The sequence below is a fragment of the Methanothermobacter sp. K4 genome (assembly GCF_022014235.1).
Taxonomy (GTDB): Archaea; Methanobacteriota; Methanobacteria; order Methanobacteriales; family Methanothermobacteraceae; genus Methanothermobacter.
Genome location: NZ_JAKLTD010000002.1, coordinates 254614 through 273506, shown reverse-complemented (window position 1 = coordinate 273506; position 18893 = coordinate 254614). Strand labels below are relative to the sequence as shown.

Below are 18893 nucleotides of genomic sequence, written 5' to 3'. Positions count from 1 at the left end.
GGCAGAAATTTTAAGGAGAATCAGTATGACGTGCACCGTTTTAGTTGGAGGAGGATGGGGTGACGAAGGTAAAGGTAAATGCATAACCTATCTATGTTACAATGACAAGCCATCAATAATAGCAAGGGCAGGGGTGGGACCCAATGCGGGCCATTCAGTTGAATTCAGGGGTGATAAGTACGGACTCCGCCTCACACCCTCAGGTTTCTTCCATGAGGATGCAAGGCTCCTCATAGGTGCCGGGGTCCTTGTTGACCCTGAGGTCTTCCTCCATGAAATGGAGTATCTGTCAAAGTACAGTGTGGCAGAGAGGACAGGTGTCGACTACAGGTGCGCCATAATAGAGAGGAAGCACAAGGAGCAGGACCAGTCATCCAGTTACCTCTCCAAGAAGATAGGAAGCACGGGTACAGGATGCGGACCAGCCAATGCAGACCGTGTCATGAGGACAGCGAAACTTGCACGTGAGGTGAGTGAACTGGAGGATTTCCTTACAGACGTCCCCCTTGAGGTCAACGAGGCCCTGGATGAGGGGGAGGATGTCTTTGTGGAGGGATCCCAGGGGTTCGGTCTTTCACTCTACTACGGCACATACCCCTATGTTACAAGCAAGGACACCACCGCAAGCACGGCGGCGGCCGATGTGGGTATTGGACCCACAAGGGTTGATGAGGTCATAGCGGTCTTCAAATCATACATTACAAGGGTTGGTGAGGGCCCCTTCCCGACCGAGATAAGCCAGGAGGAGGCAGAGGAGCTTGGCCTCGAGGAGTACGGGACGGTCACCGGCAGAAGAAGGAGGATTGGCCTGTTCGACATGGAGATGGCCAGGGAGTCATGTATGATCAACGGGGCCACACAGATCGCTGTCACCTGTGTCGACAGACTATACCCTCAATGTGAACGTGTCAGAGAGTACTCTGACCTCTCAGCCGAAGTGAAACGTTTCATAGAGGAGATAGAATCTGAAACAGGTGTTCCGGTCACCATAATATCCACGGGTCCATCCCTTGAGGATACCATTGACCTCAGGGATGAGCTGCTCTAACTTTTCCTATGATTTTCACCTCATACTCCTCATTCCGGCGGTTCCAGGTCCTGGCATGATTTAATCAGTGTTCTGGTTTATGGAACCGGAAACTATAAATTAGTTTACTTTCAAGTAAATTACTGGTGAGTAAATAATGTTTCTTGACAGGAGGGATGAATTAGGGTCACTTGAGAATAGGGAAAAAAAAGGAAACGCAGAGTTCGTGGTTCTCTATGGGAGAAGGCGAGTGGGAAAAACAAGTCTTTTACTGGAATTTATAGAGAGATGTGGGGGAGTTTACCTTCTAGCCAGGGAAACAAGCAATTTTGAAAATCTGAAACGTTTTTCTGATAGGCTCGCCAGGTATTTTGAGGATGATTTTCTGCTCAGAAATCCCTTTCAGAACTGGGATGCGTTCTTTGAGTATCTGAACCAGAAAGCCTCCGAGAGGCTTATAGTCGCAATAGATGAATTTCCCTACCTCATAAAAGATGATCCATCCCTTCCGTCAGTTCTACAGGAATACTGGGACCTGAAGTTCTCAGAGAGTAAAATTTTTCTCATAATCTGTGGTTCCTCCATAGGTATGATGGAAAAACTCCTGGGATACAGAAGCCCAATATACGGTCGAAGAACAGCTCAAATGAAGCTTAAACCAATTGATTTTTTTAATGCGAGACTTTTCCTGCCAGGATACGACATCAAAGACTTTATGGTGGCATATGGAATACTGGGTGGAAGCCCTGCACATCTCCTGGAATTCGATGATAGTATGGGTGTATATGAGAACCTTCTGAATTATCTGGAGAGTGATTCATTCCTTTATCAGGATGCATTCTTTATTTTCCGCGAGGAACTTGATGAGCCAAGGAATTACTTTGCAATAATGGAGGCCCTGGCAGCGGGCAGAACCACTCTTGGCGAAATTATGAATGAGACAGGCCTTAGTCGTGCGACCGTGGCAAAGTACCTCTCCGTTTTGATCGACCTTGACTTTGTACGCCGTGAAGTACCCGTTACCGCAAGCTGGAAAAGCAGAAAGGGTCGTTACTATATAAAGGACAACTATTTTGCCTTCTGGTTCCGTTATATCCACCCTAACATGGACCTCATAGAAACCAGGAGAAAAAATGAACTTGCGGAGCTCATCATGAATAATATTAACAGTTACATGGGCTCAGTCTTCGAAAACGTTGCTTTTGAAGTTCTCCTCCACATTTCAGGTGCGTTGCCATTCAGGATACAGAAAACTGGACGTTGGTGGCACAGGGGTGAAGAAATAGACCTCGTAGCCCTTAATGAAAAAGAAAAAAAAGTACTCTTTGGGGAGGTTAAGTGGAAGAAGCTGGGTAGAGGTGATGTCCGGGGAATCCTCAGGGACCTTGAAAGAAAGTCCATGGAGACGGGACTGGGAGGATGGGAACACCACTACTGTATAATGGCAAGAGAAGTGGAAGATGATGTGGATGATGAGGTTATCATAATGGATCTAAGGGACATTGATGGCCTTTCAGGTCTTAAGAGGTAACCTATTCGCTGTACATCCAGAACTGGTTGAGGGTACCGTGGTGCCCGTACCTTATGGCCTCCCTTACAAAGTCCCCTGCCTCCCTCAGGGCATCAACCAGTTCAAGGCCCATCTCAAGGTATGCCGCGGTTGCAGCTGAGAATGAGCAGCCGCTTCCATGGGTATTCCCGCTCTCTATGAGTTCACCCTCAAGCACAGATACGTCACCGTCAATGCAGAGCACATTATTACCACCAAGGTGACCCCCTGTTATTATCACATCGCAGATTTCACCCATGATCCCTGCGGCCCTCACCGCATCATCCACGGTCCTTATGGAGACCCCGGAGAGCCTCTCTGCCTCTGCAACATTGGGTGTCGCTATGAGTGCCTCGGGGAGTAGCTGATCTCTAAGCGCATCAGGGAAACCACCTGCAGATAGGCTGCCACCTGAGGCCGCCACCATCACAGGGTCCACCACAACCCGCAGGTCATACTCCCTGATCTTCTCTGCAACGGTCAGCACTATCTCCTCACTGTAGAGCATACCTGTCTTGGCGTGCACCATATCCAGGTCCTCCATCACAAGGTCGATCTGCTCTGCAACAAATTCAGGGGGCACGGCCATCACACCAGAAACCCTCCTCACATTCTGGGCGGTGAGTGCAGTTATAACCCCTGCACCGTAAACTCCAAGGGCAGAGAATGTCTTGATATCGGCGAGGATCCCCGCCCCACCTGATGGATCAAAACCAGCTATTGAAAGCGCCATCATGGTCTCACCTAGAATGATCTTGAAACCTCAAGCCTGTCAGAACCCCTTGAGGGCCTCACGGTGAAACTGAGTTTTCTGAGGTACTCCCTTGCATGTGTCCCCTCTCCATGGAGTATTATCTCCCCGAGGTCCTCTGCTGTGTTAACGTCCAGTGAAAGGTAGAATGAATCATACACTGAGACGCTGAGACCCTTACCTTTGGCTTCACTCAAATGCTCAAAGAAGCTGCAGTCACCGAACCTCAACCTCATGGACCCTGGCCTGAATATGAGGGTGTTGGTCCCCCCACCCTTGGCAGGGGCTATCACAACATCAAAGTGGGATGCCCTGTGGAGGAGTTCAGTGATATCAGTTTTCCCTATTAGGGGTATGTCTGAGGGTGTTATCATGACCCTATCAAATTCGGGCATGCAGAACTCAGCAGCCTGTTCCAGGGCACCGTTGAGGTCCTTTCTACCCATCTCCTCGAGTATATCGACTCCAAGGCTGTAGGCGTATTCAAGGACATCTGCATCTGCACTGATCACCAGCACACGGTCAACGTGTCTCCTGAGGGCCTCTGAGACATCCATCAGCATGGCCCTGAGCAATCCCTCCCTCTCTGATGGTGAAAGTGTTGGTGATAAGCGTGTCTTTGCATGTGCAAACCTTGAAACCGGTATTATGGCACAGGTCTTCATTGTCTTGCTCCGATCTGGTTCTTCAGGGCATCAAGTATCGAGAACAGTTTAAAGGGACTTTCTGTCTGGTTGAGGATCGGGCTGGTGATGTTAAGCTCCGAGATCTGTCCCCCTGTGAGGCCGTACTCATCCATGAGCTCTGATCTCACCGCTGTGATGTTCTCCCTGAGCTGGTAGAAACGCATATCCCTCTTTTTGACCATGGCGTAAACCTCTCCACGGTATATGTTGAGTTCATCGCCCCTTGCAAGCACCCAGAGCTTGAGCTGTGTGGTGAACGCCTCAGATGGGTCTGCAGGGTTCGATGATGAGAGGACATCCACCATGAGTGCCGGGGCTTTGCCGCTGGGTTCCAGTTTAACCCCCTGCACGGTTCTCTCCTCAGGTTCCACTGAGTATGCAGGGACATCCTCCACGGAACCGGGACTCACACGGGTGTCTGCTGCAATCACAACGTCGCCTGAGGTCTTTGAGGCCAGCAGGGTGCCGGTGTCCACCCTCACAGGTTTATTTCCGGTGTTCCTTATTTCAACCGTATTCGGGACTTCACCGGCGCTTCCCTTCTGTATCACCTCTGCAGTCCCATCCCTGAAGGCCGATGCAAGGTCGGGGCCTCCCAGCGTGATGTAGCCTATCCCTCCGCTCAGAAATGCGAAGATGAATATGAGGCTGATGACAAGAAGGATTCTTGCGTTCATCCAATCTCCCATCTAGTAGGTTCTGGCAAGGTATGCCCTGTAGGGGGCATCTCTACCACAGTTCATGCATTTACCGCTTCCACCCTCCTGTATCCCCAGGATATCAACCCGGACCTTCTCCTCAACATCCATGCCACACTCCTCATCACCGCACCACATGAAGGATATTATACCCCTCTTCTCCTCTATTATGTTCCTGGCCTCCTCGATGGTCCCTGCCTCACGGATCTCTGATTCCATCCTATCCCAGGCCCTGCTTCTCAGGTTTTCAAGGATGTCATCCATGAGATCCCTGAGGGTGTCCTCGATACCATCAAGGTCTGCTGTTATCTTCTCCCCGGTGTCCCTCCTGGAGATGACTGCGGAATTATTTTCAAGGTCCCTTGGCCCTATCTCGACCCTCAGGGGGACGCCGCGCATCTCCCATTCATAGTACTTCCTCCCTGCCCGGAGGTCACGGTCGTCAAGGTGCACCCTGAAACCTGCATCCTCAAGCCTATCCATGAGGTCCCTGCAGGCCTCCATAACCTCATCCGCGGCCTTCTTGAAGATAACCGGCACTATAACCACCTGGTGAGCTGCAACCTCAGGAGGGAGACATAGTCCTGATTCATCCCCGTGGACCGCTATAACCGAGGCTATTACCCTGTCTGATAGGCCGTAACAGGTCTGGTGGACGTACTCATGCTCACCCTCAGGGGTTTCAAATTTTATCTCGAAGGTCCTTGCGAAGGTCTGTCCGAGGTTGTGAACTGTACCTATCTGGAGGGTTTTGCCGTCGGGCATGAGGGTGTCGAAGGCCATTGTGTAGTCTGAGCCAGGGAATTTGTCCCAGGGGGGCCGCTTTGTTATGAGGTATGGGATTCCCAGGGAGTCAAAGAATTCACTGTAGATCTCTATGGCCCTTTCAACCTGTTCCTCTGCCTCATCAGCGTTTGCATGTATTGTGTGGGCCTCCTTGAAGGTTGTTATCTCACGCACCCTTATCAGTGGCCTTGTATGTTTTGTCTCATACCTGAAGGTGTTAACTATCTGGTAGAACCTCATGGGGAGGTCCGTGTGTGACCTGACCCAGAGTGCAAACATGGGGTACATGACGGTTTCACTTGTGGGCCTGAGGGCCAGTTTCCTCTGGAGTTTGCTGAGGCCCCCATGTGTAACCCAGTAAACCTCATCCTCGAAGCCCTTTACGTGTATGGCCTCCTTTGCCAGTTCATCCTCAGGTACAAGAAGCGGGAAGAGAACCTCCTCATGGTCCCTGTCAAGTATCCTCTTCAGGATATTAAGGGTGTTTTTCCTTATCCTGAATCCGTGGGGCATCCATACATGCATACCCTTGACCGGATACCTCTGATCTATAATCTCAGCTTCCTCTAAAATATTGTGGAACCATTCACTGAACTCTGTCATTTTTTCACCATGATAACAGTTAGGGTCTTTCCTGATAAATTTCTGCAAAAGTATATTTTCTCTGGAGATAAACACCAATCAAAAATTATTTTATTACTCCTACTTAAATAATATACTCCATCAGAGGGTTAACATGGATCCAAGGAAAATTCAGCTACCAAGGGAGATACACACAGGGCCCGGTGTTATAGAGGATACCGGGAGGATATGCAGGGACCTCAGATTCAGGGGAAGGGTTATGGTGGTGACAGGCCCCAGAACCCTTAAAATTGCCGGTGAAGCGGCGATTGAGAGCTTGCAGGATGCTGGATTTGAGGTTGACCAGGTCACGGTTGGGGATGCCACCATGGCCTCGGTGGCCCAGGTCCAGGATGGACTCAACGGCACCTCCCTTGTGCTCGGTGTGGGTGGGGGTAAGGTCATCGATGTTGCGAAGATGGCCGCCACGCTTGAGGGTGTGCACTTCATAAGTGTACCCACAGCGGCATCCCATGATGGGATAGCATCCCCCAGGGCATCCATAAGGAACGGTGAGGGTACAGCATCCCTTGAGGCCTCCTCACCCATCGGTGTGATAGCAGATACTGAGGTCATAAGGAAGGCCCCCTTCAGGCTCCTTGCATCTGGCTGTGCAGATATAATATCCAATTACACGGCTATAATGGACTGGAAACTTGCCCACAGGCTTCTTAATGAGAGGTACAGTGAATCAGCAGCTGCACTTTCCCTCATGACAGCCAAGATGATTATAAAATCTGCTGATGCCATAAAGGAGGGCCTTGAGGAGAGCGCGCGGCTGGCTGTGAAGTCACTTATAAGCAGCGGTATAGCCATAAGCATAGCAGGGAGCAGCAGGCCTGCCAGTGGCTCGGAGCACAAGTTCAGCCACGCCCTTGACATGGTGGCACCTGAACCTGCACTCCATGGCGAACAGTGCGGGGTGGGGACCATAATGATGATGCACCTCCATGGGGGTGACTGGAGGTTCATAAGGGACGCCCTGGCCAGGATAAACGCCCCGACAACAGCAGCCGAACTTGGCATCGACCCTGAACACATCATAGAGGCACTTACAGTGGCCCACACCATCAGAAAGGAAAGATATACCATCCTTGGAGACAGGGGTTTAACCCGCGAGGCCGCTGAAAGGCTTGCAAAGATAACGGAAGTGATATGATTGATAACTCTTATTGGTGAAAAACTTGCAAGGAAGGGGTCAAGGTTCCTCTTCTGCGGACCTGCAGAGGAATGTGAGGATTGCAGGTTCAGGTCAACATGCATAGGACCCCTCGAGGAGGGGAGGCTCTACATGATAACCGATGTTAAGGACAGGTACCAGAGGTGCCCGGTTCATCTTGGAGAGAAGGTGAAGGTAATTGAAGTTGAAAAATCCAACGTTGAGGCACTGATAGACGCAAAGGGAGCATTTGAGGGATCAGTGATCTCATTTGAGTTTCCTGAATGTGACCTGGAGTGCGGCATGCATGATCTCTGTTTCCCCGAGGGTATCATGGAGGGTGACAGGTGCAGGATTGTAAAAAATCTTGGAAAACCTGGCAAACAGTGCCCTGGCGGTCATGAACTGAGAAGGGTTCTTTTGAAGCCCCTGAATAAAAAATGAGTGTGAGTTCACAATGGATCTCAAGAGGATGGCCGCCCTCAGGGCGGTTGAGGAGATAAGGGATGGGGATATCGTTGGACTCGGCACCGGTTCAACAACCCACCACTTCATAGTGGAACTTGGAAGACGCGTCAGGGAGGAGGAACTGGAGGTTATGGGTGTCCCCACATCCTACCAGTCCATGTTTCTTGCAGCAGAGTCAGGTATAGGGGTTACAAGTCTTGCAGAACACGATGTTGATGTTGCGGTTGACGGTGCAGATGAGGTGGACCCTCAACTCAACCTTATAAAGGGTGGCGGGGCTGCCCATACACTTGAGAAGATAGTTGACTCCTCTGCAGGGCGCTTCATAGTTATAGTGGACGAATCAAAACTTGTTGATAGACTGGGCGCCTTCCCGCTCCCTGTTGAGGTCATCCCTGCAGCATGCAGACCCGTTACGATGAGACTTGAGTCCATGGGGGCCATTGTAACCCTCAGATCATCTGAGGGGAAGGACGGCCCCGTTGTAACAGATAACGGCAACTTTGTCCTTGACGCGTCATTCGGTGCCATTGATGACCCGGCGGGTCTTGAGGTGGATCTCAACAGTATACCCGGTGTTGTGGAGAATGGTATCTTCGCCGGCCTTGCAGATATGGTTATCGTGGGGACTGCTGCTGGTGTTGAGATCCTCAGGCCTAAAGGGTGATCGTCACAATATGAGCAAGGGGTATTATTACAGTGGTGGTTGTTTTACCACCCCTTAGTTTTAGCTCAAGGCTCAGATAATCGGTTTCAACCCTCTTGACCTCACCGTAGTACGTCTTCCCGGTTATGAGTGTGATGCTGAGGTAGTCACCGATTGCTGATTTCAGTGTATCCCTGAGGTCTGATCCGCACTTCATAATCTAGGGTTTCATCTATTCTTTAATGTACTTTTTGATATGCTTGTGAATCCGTTTTCATCCATTCCTTAATGTAGTTATGATCCGGTTCCATCTATGAACCCCTCAGGGACTTGAGTATCCGGGCTGCGCCAAATAGAAGTGTGAGTATAAGGACTATGACGGCTCCTGATGAGATATTGAACCAGTAGGAAACCCATAGACCCAGTATAGCTGCAAAGATACCTGTGATTGAGGCTTTAACCATTATATCCCCCATATCTGTACTGAAGTCCCTTGCAACAGCCGCTGGAACCGTTAGAAGTGCCATCACAAGTATTATGTCCGCTGCCTTTATGAGCACCACAACACTTATGGCCACAAGTGAAAGCAGGTAAAGGTAAAAGGCGTCAGCAGGCACACCCAGGACCTCTGCGTACTCCTCATCAAAGCAGAGAGCCACAAATTCCCTGTTGAAAAGCAGGGCACTTGCTATTATGATGAGGTCAAGGACGAGCATGGTCCAGAGGTCGGTACTGCTTACCATGAGTATGTTCCCGAAGAGGTAGCTGAAGAGATCAGGGGCATAACCAGGGCTGAGGTTCACGAACAGTATACCCAGGGCCATACCGGCTGACCAGAGCATCCCTATCGCGGTATCCTCACTTATATCTGTTTTCCTCGTGATTTTACCCATAAGGAGCGCAGCTGCCACGGTGAAGGGGATGGCCGCTGTCACCGGATTCACACCGAGGAGGTATCCCAGCCCCACACCACCGAATGCTGCATGGGATATACCCCCGCTTATTGAGACTATCCTCTTGGTCACAACGTAGCTTCCAACTATACCGCAGGCTATGCTGACGAGTACCGCTGCAACCAGAGCGTTCCTCATGAACTGGTACTGAAGGATCTCAAGCATATCAATCACCCTTCCTGTGTTCATGGAGCACCCTGTGGGGTATCCCATGTGCAATGAGTTCCACTGGACACCCATATGCATCCTCAAGGCAGTTGACGGCCTCATCCACTGTCCCATGGACGAATAGCCTGTGGTTAAGGCACGCCACACTGTCCACGTGCTGAGCAACCGTTCCAATATCGTGGGATACCAGGATCACCGTCATCCTCTCCCTGAGGCCATCTATGAGGCTGTAGAATGAGGTCCTGAAGGCCGGATCAACGCTTGCAGTTGGCTCATCAAGAAGGAGAAGATCAGGGTCCCGTACAATGGCCCTTGCAAGGAAAACCCTCTGCAGTTCCCCCCCTGAGAGCTCACCAATTTTTCTATCCTGGTAATCCAGCATCCCAACCATTTTGAGGGATCTGAGGGCACTTTTTCTATCATCATCTGTATATGCCTCAAATCTCCTGTATGTGCCCATCAGGACTGTCTGGAGGACGTTTATGGGGAAATCTGTTTTGAAGTGACTCCTCTGGGGGAGGTATCCGATTCTCTCCCTGGCATCCTCAGGATTTTTCCCCAGAACCTTCACAGCTCCTGAAGATGGCCTTATCTGTCCTGTTATGAGTTTTAGGAGTGTTGTTTTACCCCCACCGTTGGGTCCGATCACTGCAAGGATTTCACCTTCAGGTACCTCAAGGTTGATGTCCTCAAGTATGGGCCTGCCATTCACGTGGTAGTTCACATTCCTCATCTCAACCGCTAGCATCTCCATCACCCCTGAAGAGCCCTAAGTACCTCCTCAATGTTCCTGGTATAGTTTCCCCCCAGTGGGTCCACAACGGCAACCCTGGCCCCTATCTCTTCTGCAATGAGTTCTGCATTTCTCCTGCTGAACTGTGGTGATACAATTACAACCCTTATGTTCTTCCTTCTGGCATCCTCAATTATCAGTGATAATGTTGCCGGACCGGGCTCTTTTCCCTCCCTTTCAATTGCAACCTGTTTTAACCCGTATTCCCTGCAGAAGTAGCCCCAGGCAGGGTGGTAGACCAGTATACTCTCACCTCTTCTGTTTTTAAGTTCCGTTCTGATCCGCATGTCCAGTTCATGCAGCCTTTCAAGGTAGGTTGCCGTGTTTTCCCTGTAGTATCTGCTGTGCTGGGGGTCAATCTCCTGGAGGCCCCTCAGCGTGTTGTTCACCATCACCATTGCGTTTCTGGGTGATGTCCACACGTGGGGGTCGTATGGACTCTCGGCTGATTCATGTGAATCTTCAATGGCTGATGGGATGAACTCTATCCCCTCTGAAGTGTTTATTATCCTCATATGGGGGTTAAAAGTCCTTATTTTATCAAGGTAGTGGTTTTCGAATTCAAGGCCGGATCCAACAATGAAGTATGCTCTGGCCTCTGACACCCTCCTGAGTGTCTCTGGTTCGGGTTCATAGGTGTGGGGATCGGCGCCCTCTGGCACCAGGACAACCACCTCTGCACGGTCCCCTGCAACTGCCTCCACAAACTCCTTCTGTGGCATTACTGTAACCGCCACAATCAGCTTTCCCTGATTGGGTTCATCTGATGCCTCTGATGTGAAGACGTACATTCCAGCCACTGAGAGTATGGTTATAAGTGCAATTGCACCTATCTTCCATTTTTCCATCCAACCACCCATCCAATCTATGTCCCTGGAAATATATAAAAATTGTTAATATCTGGAACATAATTTAATAAAATTTAACATAAAGTATATAAATTCTTATTAAAATAGAGTAGTCCATGGTTGTGGTCAGTGTTTCACTCAGTGAAAAGCTCCTTGCAGAGATAGATGCACTGAGGGATGAGATGGGATTCTCAGGGAGATCCGATGTTATACGGGCTGCTGCAAGGCTTTTGATAGATGAGAAAAGAAACATGCAGGAATTAAGGGGAGATATAAATGCGGTCCTCTCCATCATACACCAGAGAAATGCTGAGGACATGGTCACAGAGATAAAACATGACTATGAGGATATAATCAGCACCCAGATACACAGTCACCTCAAGGACGGGAAATGTCTTGAACTCTTCATAATTGAGGGTGAGTCCTCAAGGGTGAGGGAACTCACAGAGAGGTTCATTGCCTGTGGGAGAATGGCCCACATAAAGCTTTTCACATTCTGATTTCATGAGCATGCCAAAAAAGAGGATAACAGCTGTTCAGGGTCTGTATTCGTGGCTGAAACCGGCCTAGGGGAGAATTAATGTCAGGGAGGATAACAGCTGTTCAGGGTCTGTATTCGTGGCTGAAACCGGCGTCATAGAGCTTGGAGGCTCTGAAGTTCCCTGGCTCGAGAACCCTCCCAACAATTATCATGGCAGTCTTCTTTATACCCGCCTCACGTACCTTCATGGATATATCTGCCAGGGTACCCCTCACAATCTCCTCATCAGGCCAGGAGGCCCTCTTAACCACGGCAACGGGAGTGTCAGGTGGGTAGTGCTTCATCAGCCTCTCTGCAACGTCCCCTATCATGTGGACACCCAGGAATATACACATGGTTGAACCGTGTCTTGAAAGCTCCTCAAGGCTCTCTGAAGGAGGTACAGGTGTTCTCCCGGCAGGACGTGTTATTATGACGGTCTGAGAAATCTCAGGAAGTGTAAGTTCGGCCCCCAGGGCAGCTGCAGCTGCAAATACAGAACTGACGCCTGGTATAACGCTGTAGGGAATTCCATTCTCATCGAGCACCCTCATCTGTTCCTTTATGGCCCCATAAATCGATGGGTCGCCTGTGTGAACCCTCGCCACGGTTTTACCGGCCCTGCAGGCATCCATCATGATTTCTGTTATCTCCTCGAGGTCCATGTGGGCGCTGTTGTGGACCTCTGCAGCTGGCGCGTATTCAAGGATCTTCTTGTTTACAAGTGAACCTGCGTATATCACGACGTCGGCCCTTTCAAGAACCCTTATGGCCTTCAGTGTTATGAGTTCAGGGTCCCCTGGCCCTGCACCTATGAATACAACCTCACCTGTAAATTTCTCCTTAACTTCAGGGTTTTCTGTGCCTTTCAGATTATCATCTCCTCTCCATTATTCAGGGGTTTACATGCGGGGGTGATCCTATGGATCACTTCATGGTCGGGGCTTTATCATTTCTATGGCCCCATGGGGGCATTCCCTAGCGCACCTCTCACAGGCACCGCAGGAGAAGGGATCCACCTCTGCAGTCACACCCCTCCTTATGGTATTCATGGATAACCTGACAAGGGGGCAGACATCCATGCAGAGGAAGCCGCACTCATCTCCCAGGCATTCATGGGGGTTCACAAGGGCATGAACCCCGGGCACACCTGCAGCCCTCTTGAAGGCCTCCCTTGTGAGGTAACCTGCAATGTGAAGGTGGGTATCCCCCAGTACCGGGTCAGCTTCCATGGATGCCAGGCAGGGGTAGTTGTGGAATCCTTCACCTGCAGCCACATCCACCTCAGGGAGGGGAACCCCCCGTATCCTATCTGCAATGTAGAAGGTGGAACCGCAGGGGGCGCTTCTTTTAACCCTCACCTCAAGGACACTCTCCTTCACATCCATATCCACCTCTGGCTTCCCGAATCCTGAGGCAAATGAGTCAATGAAGGGGTTTCCTGTAGTATCAAGTGAACAGAAGGGTGATGGGAAGGCTGCGGATTCAACCATCCCTGAAATTTCGGTTTTAAGGCCTTCGGGAACCTGACCTGGCGCATGGGATTCCACTATGAGGGCCTTTGATCCAGATTTAACAGCTATTTCAGCCGCAACGAGGTTAAGATCCCCGAAGAGTCCCGCGGCTACTGTGAGATCTGCCTCAGGGATTTCTGGGGGAAGAAGTGATGATGGATCATCCAGAAATTCACCAGAATAGTCATCATAATCAAATACAGCCACAATGTCCGGTGCCAGCCCATGGGCAGCAACTGTATTCACCACCCGGGCGCCGTATTCCCCACCGGCGACCATTATGATCCTCATGGAAGCACACCTTATCTGTAGAAGAGTATGTAAGCCACCACCATGAGGATCAGGGCAAGTACAACCCCTGTGATGGCCATGTTCCTGTCACTGCCAAAGATTATGGGCACAGGTCCTATCATTACAACTCCTGCGGCCTTAACCTCCCCCTTATCCCTTGTCTGGGATGCGCTGAGGGCTCCTCCAATGAATGTTAAGAGTATGCCTGTGATTATAAGGATTACTCCGGCGGTTATGAGAATCTCTCCCCTCATGATATCCTCCACTGAACTGTTCTGGTGTATCCGCTGTCAGTACAGCTATTGTACTCTTCATTTTATTTAAGTGGTGTGTTGGGTGTCGGGGGCTGCTAAACCCATGCTCTCTCTGAATTAAATAGATGGTTGATTATTTTACTCGGACTCCACGTATTCAATGGACACACATTCCCAGGGCTGGACCTCAGTATTTATTGTGGCGTAGAGTTCCCTATCAGTGTGCCTGAAGAGGTCCTCGCAGCTGAAACTGAGGTCAGGCGATACCTTAACCGGGTAGATCCTCCCCCTGTTACTCTTTACAATTATCTCTCCATCTCTGCTTATACCTATCACAAGCTGTTTTATTTCATTTGCCATATTAAATCCTCCAGCTCCTATACTAATCTGAAGGACCACCTAGATAAATCTGGATGATGTGACTCCTGTGCTTCAGGATGGACCCTGTGAATTTTTGTCAGCATAGAATTTCATAGCAGACGGTACTCGACCCTATGACCCATCTTTCTTCTCTCAATGAGTTCCATGTCAACCATCTCATCAAGGAGGCCGTCGTCGGCTGCAATCTCCTCTTCGGGGGTCCATGAGGGTTCTTCTGCGAGCCTATCATAGACCTCGAGAAGGGACTGTATCCTCTCAAGGACATCATGGTCGACCTCCAGGCCCTCTATTTCCCCCTTTATTCTGCAGGCGGTCTCTCTGAGTGTGTCTTCATCTGCGCTGGGAATGATGCACAGGACTCTGACCTCATTTCTCAGGAAGTACTGGCCCCTGTGAACGCTGAATGTGTCCCTCTGGATTATAAGGCCACCGGCATCCTCAACAAATTCCTCAAGTTCATGGAAGTTGTGGGGTCCTCCGGTGAAGACCACTAGGGAATACATGTTAGGGTTTATGTGCATCAAACTATATCTATACACCAGTTAGTAATATTTATATATAAAAATTTATTAATTACTATCATGGATTCATATGGAGTTCTGGCAGCTGACGCAGTAACATCGACCTTTTTCATGGTTTTGCTTTTATCCACCATGATTGCCATTGCTGGTTCAAGGATTGATGGTGTTAACCATGAGGAGGGACTTCTCGAACTCCGCATCCTCATGGATGATGTGGCATGTGCCGTTGACCTTGCAGTTGCAGGTGGGCCTGGACGTGAGGTTCTGGTTGAACTCCCACCACGTCTCAACCACACATCATCTTACAGGCTTAGGATCAACTCAACTGGGGTCTATGGCTGGGCTGATGGTTACAGGGGATTCTCAGATATATGCCCTGTTATCATTGTGAACTCAAAGGGTAACCCTGCATCAATTAACCTTGAGGCAGGCAGGAAATACTCAATAAGGAACACCTGCAGGAATAACAGGACCCTTATCATGATCTCGGAGATGAGCCGATGGTAGATGCTCGTATCTATGAGGAGTCTGTTGAACCATGGGCTTCCTACGCCACACTAATCTCACTGATGGTAGATGCTCGTATCTATGAGGAGTCCTTGGGGGTTCATATGTGACAAGTTTGAGGGGAGGTGGTCATATCCACGGCTGCACGGGAGGGCAGGTACCCCTTGAGTACCTTCTACTTACAGGTGCAGGGCTCCTCATTGCCATCCTCATCTCGGGTCAGGCTGGAATGCAGCTTGAACTCCTGGCGGCCCATTCTGCTGCAAAAACAGGGGCCCTGGAGGGGGTTACGACCGACACCCTTGCAGTCTACCCTGGTGTTACCTTTGAGGAGTACCAGAACCAGAAACCGTCCCTACTCCAGCCATCAGATGTCAGGGTTCTGAGGGTTGAGATGATTGACGAGGGCTACAGCAGCACATACGGGAGGAGGAAGTTCCGGCTGAGGGCATGGCTCTCTGGCCCACCAATGGAGCCTTCCCTGAGGGAGTCCCTATCTGACAGGGTGAACTTCTGCATGAGAAGATCCATCTCAAGGACCTTCAGGACAGAGAACCTGACTGGCACCTACCACAACCCTGCCCTTTCAGACCACTACGTCTTCACAACATCTGAGGCGGTATGGGTTCCTCATTAGATTACTCCACCACCAGATGTAAAGTGATATAAAGGGTTAACAACATAATTAAACTGTAATACTCATTCACCGGGACGCTTCCTGATACCGGTTCCCGAGTCACTGGGGTGTATTGATGGCCAAAACAAAGATGGAAAAACTGGATGATGTGCTCTCTGCTTTTATGCAGGTGGGTCAGATAAGGGCTGCGGGTATTGTTTCAAAGGAAGGGCTGCTTATAAACGCACGGACACCTCCAGATGTCGATGCCAGGATATTCTCAGCCCTCTGTTCAACCATAATGGGTGCTGCAGAGGCGGCATCAGGGCAGATGAACACAGGCGGCGTTTCTGAGATAACCGTGAGAACCGAGAAGGGTATAATCATTCTCAAACCTGCAGGTGAGAAGGCCATATTCACGGCACTGGCAGAACCGGAGGCACAGCTTGGTCTGCTGCTCTTTGAGATGGATTCAAGGGCAGCGCAGGTTGATGAAATTCTAAGGGAGATGTGAACATGAAGAGGACTTACATCCCGAAACTCGACGACCTCCTGGGCGGTGGAGTGAGGGAGGGGGCTTCTGTGATGTTCTCGGCATCCCCTGGAGTGGACTATGAGGCATTCGGTTACCAGATGCTCAACGGGCGCCTTGATGAGGGCGAGAAGGGGTTCATATTCACCAACGTCGAGGAACCAGAGAGTATAATATATGAATTCAGATCATATGGCTGGGACATAGAGCCCCACATTGAGAAGGGGGACATGTTCTTTGTTGATGGAAGTTCACCCTTCCTTGGAATGCCATCAGAGGAGCGTTACACTGTCAGTGATTACTCGGAGATAAGGGAAACAGTCCTGAATGCAATAGAGGATATTCCTGGTGGTGTGGGAGTAATAAACTGTCTCTCTGTAATAATAGATTACCTGGGGAACGGTGACACCCTTGAAATCGTCGAGGCATGGAACAGGAGGGCCTCTGAACTGGATGTTAACCTTGTTTACCTATTCACTGAATGGGACTATGAAAGGGAGCTCATGGATAAACTCAGATCACTCATAGACTGTGTCATTGACCTGCGGACGATTGAGGAGAGGGTCATAATAGGTCAGGGCTTTATGGTTGCCCATTCTGACTGGTCCAGACCACCTGAAACAATGGTACTCTTCTTTGTTGTACAGCCCGGTGGCGTTAAGGTCTATGTGCCCAAGATACTGGTTACAGGCCCCTACAATTCAGGGAAATCCACATTCGTGAAGTCCATATCCACAAAGTCTGTTTCTGTTGATAGAAAGGCCCTCTCGGCATTCCCGACAACCATTGCAATGGACATAGGTCACCTAGAGTACAAGGGTTTCATGGCTGATATCTTCGGGACACCAGGACAGGAGAGATTCGACCTCATACTGGATGTGCTCTCAAGGGAGGCTGTGGGGGCATTCATACTGGTGGACTCAACCGCACCTGAAACCTTCGCCAGGGCCAAGGAGATGATAAGAAAGACAAGGGCAGAGGCGATACCTAAGGTTGTGGTTGCCAATAAACAGGACCTTCCAGGCGCACTCTCACCTGATGAGATAAGAACAAGGATGAAGCTTGGAGGTGATGTCCCCATAATACCTGTTTCACTCAAAGAGGGATGGGGAGTGAAGGAAGCGCTTGACACACTCCTTGGACTTCTCTATGGTGGTTAAATGATTGTTAAAATTCCCTCAGGAATACGGGGCCTTGATGAACTCATCGGTGGGGGAGCGATCCCTGAAAATACTGTTACACTTGTCTATGGCCCTCCGAAGGTTGGTAAATCAATATTCAGTTATGGCTTCACGGCGGGGGGTGCTGAGAGGGGTGAACCCTGCCTCTACATATCCACGGATTACGGGCTGGCGGACCTCAAGAGGAACATGCAGGTTCTTGGTATGGATGCTGAGAGTTACATGGAGAATGAACTCCTATATGTGATAGACGCAATATCAAGCATCTCAGGACCGGCATCTGATGCTGGCAACACCTACCTCTCATCATCTGTGCATAACCCCACCGATATAATGGTGAAACTGGGGGTTGCCATAAGGAACATAACTGCAGGCTACAGCATGTTCAGGTCTGTCCTGGATTCCCTCACAACACTCATGGCATTCAATGATGAGATGCTGATAGTCCGTGTCCTCACAGCATACATAATGAGGATCAAGGACGCCGGCGGAACTGCCATTGTCACATACACCGAGGGATCAGCAGACCCCAAGGTTGAAACCATGCTCAAGGCAGTTGTGGATAACATAATACACCTTGATGGATCTGAACTTACAGTTGAGGCCATGATAGGGACAGGGAGGGTCAGCGCCCCCTACACCATAGACGATGGGGGCATTAAGGTCAACCCATGAGGGATATCATGAGTGAGAACTACACCACTGGTATAGCTGGACTTGATGATATCCTGGGTGAACTGGAGCCGGGTTCAGTCATGCTGGTCACAGGTCCCCCCAAGGCAGGCAAATCTGTACTTGCAACAGAGTTCATCTACAGGGGACTCCAGGCTGGAACTCCATGCCTTTTCATAGCAGCGGAGTATGGTTTCAGGGACCTGCAGAGGAACACGATGGCCTTTAACTGGTTCATTCAAACCTTCAGTGATAAGCTTCATGTGATTGATCTCCCAACCGTACTTGGAGGCAGTAAACCCCAGGATTCAGGGAACATAAGGTACTCGGCCCTTCAGAATACCACAGACCTCATGGTAAAGGTTGGTATAGCCACAAGGAGCCTCTACCAGGAGTCAGGTATATTCCTTTCGGCTTTTGACTCTGCATCAATTCTTCTGGCATTTAACCCCCCACGGCTTGTGCTTAGGGTGCTCAAGGCCTACAATAACCGTGTAAGGGAGGCCAATGGAATAGCACTGGTGGCATATACAGAGGGGGTTGCGGATCCAGAAATAGAGGAGGGGATTTCTGAACTCTTTGATGTGCATATCCGCATGGATGGCTCCATGATATCTGCCAGTACCCCCACAGGGACCAGGGAGGCACCCTACAGGATAGGTGAACAGGGTCTTCTGGTGGGCTGATCCGGACCTGAGGCCCCATTTACTGGGCTGAAGCTATCGCATGTGGGTCCATTAAACGGCTGATG

At 50.1% G+C, this 18893-nt stretch carries 25 protein-coding genes; 12 read left to right on the top strand and 13 right to left on the bottom strand.

Annotated features, from left to right (window positions below; translation table 11 throughout):
* Positions 1 to 25: 25 nt before the first annotated feature.
* Both L5462_RS05080 and L5462_RS05075 read left to right on the top strand, forming a co-directional pair.
* On the top strand, positions 26 to 1048 hold the full coding sequence (locus L5462_RS05080) for an adenylosuccinate synthetase (protein ID WP_237779727.1): 1023 nt from the start codon (positions 26 to 28) through the stop codon (positions 1046 to 1048).
* Positions 1049 to 1184: 136 nt separating this feature from the next.
* Entirely contained in the window at positions 1185 to 2558 is a 1374-nt protein-coding gene (locus L5462_RS05075) for an ATP-binding protein (RefSeq protein WP_237779726.1), read from the top strand.
* A 1-nt stretch (position 2559) separates the two neighbouring features.
* Here L5462_RS05075 and thiD read toward each other — a convergent pair whose 3' ends face one another.
* Genes thiD through proS form a run of 4 tightly spaced genes read right to left on the bottom strand, consistent with a single transcriptional unit; the run spans position 2560 to position 6100 of the window.
* Complete coding sequence (gene thiD / locus L5462_RS05070; RefSeq protein ID WP_237779725.1) at positions 2560 to 3312, bottom strand: bifunctional hydroxymethylpyrimidine kinase/phosphomethylpyrimidine kinase; 753 nt, start codon at positions 3310 to 3312, stop codon at positions 2560 to 2562.
* Positions 3313 to 3320: 8 nt separating this feature from the next.
* Positions 3321 to 3992, bottom strand: coding sequence for a 2-phospho-L-lactate guanylyltransferase (gene cofC / locus L5462_RS05065; RefSeq protein ID WP_237779724.1), 672 nt, complete (start codon positions 3990 to 3992; stop codon positions 3321 to 3323).
* Complete coding sequence (locus L5462_RS05060; protein ID WP_237779723.1) at positions 3989 to 4690, bottom strand: hypothetical protein; 702 nt, start codon at positions 4688 to 4690, stop codon at positions 3989 to 3991. The genes cofC and L5462_RS05060 overlap by 4 nt, the downstream gene beginning before the upstream one ends.
* Positions 4691 to 4702: 12 nt before the next feature.
* Entirely contained in the window at positions 4703 to 6100 is a 1398-nt protein-coding gene (gene proS, locus L5462_RS05055) for a proline--tRNA ligase (protein ID WP_237779722.1), read from the bottom strand.
* A gap of 133 nt (positions 6101 to 6233) precedes the next feature.
* Here proS and L5462_RS05050 point away from each other — a divergent pair, with 133 nt between their 5' ends.
* From L5462_RS05050 to rpiA, 3 genes are read left to right on the top strand one after another with little or no spacing between them, the layout of a single operon-like run.
* On the top strand, positions 6234 to 7277 hold the full coding sequence (locus L5462_RS05050; protein WP_237779721.1) for an NAD(P)-dependent glycerol-1-phosphate dehydrogenase: 1044 nt from the start codon (positions 6234 to 6236) through the stop codon (positions 7275 to 7277).
* On the top strand, positions 7278 to 7721 hold the full coding sequence (locus L5462_RS05045) for a UPF0179 family protein (RefSeq protein ID WP_237779720.1): 444 nt from the start codon (positions 7278 to 7280) through the stop codon (positions 7719 to 7721).
* A 13-nt stretch (positions 7722 to 7734) separates the two neighbouring features.
* A complete protein-coding gene (gene rpiA, locus L5462_RS05040) occupies positions 7735 to 8412 on the top strand; it encodes a ribose-5-phosphate isomerase RpiA (RefSeq protein WP_237779719.1) in 678 nt (225 codons plus the stop codon).
* On the opposite strand, the gene L5462_RS05035 is transcribed toward rpiA, so the two are convergent.
* The 4 genes from L5462_RS05035 to L5462_RS05020 form a co-directional block, all read right to left on the bottom strand.
* On the bottom strand, positions 8402 to 8608 hold the full coding sequence (locus L5462_RS05035; RefSeq protein WP_013295805.1) for a hypothetical protein: 207 nt from the start codon (positions 8606 to 8608) through the stop codon (positions 8402 to 8404). The genes rpiA and L5462_RS05035 overlap by 11 nt on opposite strands.
* Positions 8609 to 8702: 94 nt before the next feature.
* The gene (locus tag L5462_RS05030; RefSeq protein WP_237779718.1) at positions 8703 to 9509 is read right to left on the bottom strand and encodes a metal ABC transporter permease; all 807 of its coding nucleotides are present in this window, start codon (positions 9507 to 9509) and stop codon (positions 8703 to 8705) included.
* A gap of 1 nt (position 9510) precedes the next feature.
* Positions 9511 to 10260, bottom strand: a complete 750-nt coding sequence (locus L5462_RS05025; RefSeq protein ID WP_237779717.1) for a metal ABC transporter ATP-binding protein — start codon at positions 10258 to 10260, stop codon at positions 9511 to 9513.
* Positions 10261 to 10265: 5 nt separating this feature from the next.
* Positions 10266 to 11153 carry a metal ABC transporter solute-binding protein, Zn/Mn family gene (locus L5462_RS05020; protein WP_237779716.1) on the bottom strand — a complete coding sequence of 296 codons (888 nt, stop codon included), beginning with the start codon at positions 11151 to 11153 and terminating at the stop codon, positions 10266 to 10268.
* A 116-nt stretch (positions 11154 to 11269) separates the two neighbouring features.
* Between L5462_RS05020 and L5462_RS05015 the strand changes: the two genes are divergently transcribed.
* Positions 11270 to 11653 (top strand): CopG family ribbon-helix-helix protein, encoded by a 384-nt coding sequence (locus L5462_RS05015; protein WP_237779715.1) that lies wholly within the window; start codon positions 11270 to 11272, stop codon positions 11651 to 11653.
* Positions 11654 to 11756: 103 nt separating this feature from the next.
* On the opposite strand, the gene cobM is transcribed toward L5462_RS05015, so the two are convergent.
* From cobM to L5462_RS04990, 5 genes are all read right to left on the bottom strand, one after another.
* Complete coding sequence (gene cobM / locus L5462_RS05010; RefSeq protein WP_237780023.1) at positions 11757 to 12488, bottom strand: precorrin-4 C(11)-methyltransferase; 732 nt, start codon at positions 12486 to 12488, stop codon at positions 11757 to 11759.
* A 117-nt stretch (positions 12489 to 12605) separates the two neighbouring features.
* A complete protein-coding gene (locus tag L5462_RS05005; RefSeq protein WP_237779714.1) occupies positions 12606 to 13478 on the bottom strand; it encodes a DUF166 family protein in 873 nt (290 codons plus the stop codon).
* Between the two features lie 11 nt (positions 13479 to 13489).
* Positions 13490 to 13732 (bottom strand): TIGR00304 family protein, encoded by a 243-nt coding sequence (locus L5462_RS05000; protein ID WP_013295798.1) that lies wholly within the window; start codon positions 13730 to 13732, stop codon positions 13490 to 13492.
* Between the two features lie 138 nt (positions 13733 to 13870).
* Positions 13871 to 14092, bottom strand: coding sequence for a hypothetical protein (locus L5462_RS04995; protein WP_237779713.1), 222 nt, complete (start codon positions 14090 to 14092; stop codon positions 13871 to 13873).
* A 110-nt stretch (positions 14093 to 14202) separates the two neighbouring features.
* Entirely contained in the window at positions 14203 to 14616 is a 414-nt protein-coding gene (locus L5462_RS04990) for a methyl-coenzyme M reductase family protein (RefSeq protein ID WP_237779712.1), read from the bottom strand.
* Between the two features lie 78 nt (positions 14617 to 14694).
* Between L5462_RS04990 and L5462_RS04985 the strand changes: the two genes are divergently transcribed.
* The 6 genes from L5462_RS04985 to L5462_RS04960 all read left to right on the top strand — a co-directional run bounded on the left by L5462_RS04985 (position 14695) and on the right by L5462_RS04960 (position 18828).
* Entirely contained in the window at positions 14695 to 15141 is a 447-nt protein-coding gene (locus L5462_RS04985) for a hypothetical protein (RefSeq protein ID WP_237779711.1), read from the top strand.
* A 106-nt stretch (positions 15142 to 15247) separates the two neighbouring features.
* A complete protein-coding gene (locus L5462_RS04980; protein WP_237779710.1) occupies positions 15248 to 15778 on the top strand; it encodes a hypothetical protein in 531 nt (176 codons plus the stop codon).
* 115 nt (positions 15779 to 15893) lie between these two features.
* Positions 15894 to 16271: a roadblock/LC7 domain-containing protein gene (locus L5462_RS04975; protein ID WP_237779709.1), complete on the top strand. Its 378-nt coding sequence runs from the start codon at positions 15894 to 15896 to the stop codon at positions 16269 to 16271.
* A gap of 2 nt (positions 16272 to 16273) precedes the next feature.
* The gene (locus tag L5462_RS04970) at positions 16274 to 17449 is read left to right on the top strand and encodes an ATPase domain-containing protein (RefSeq protein WP_237779708.1); all 1176 of its coding nucleotides are present in this window, start codon (positions 16274 to 16276) and stop codon (positions 17447 to 17449) included.
* Positions 17450 to 18145 (top strand): RAD55 family ATPase, encoded by a 696-nt coding sequence (locus L5462_RS04965; protein WP_237779707.1) that lies wholly within the window; start codon positions 17450 to 17452, stop codon positions 18143 to 18145.
* 8 nt (positions 18146 to 18153) lie between these two features.
* Entirely contained in the window at positions 18154 to 18828 is a 675-nt protein-coding gene (locus tag L5462_RS04960) for an RAD55 family ATPase (RefSeq protein WP_237779706.1), read from the top strand.
* The last annotated feature ends 65 nt before the right edge of the window (positions 18829 to 18893 follow it).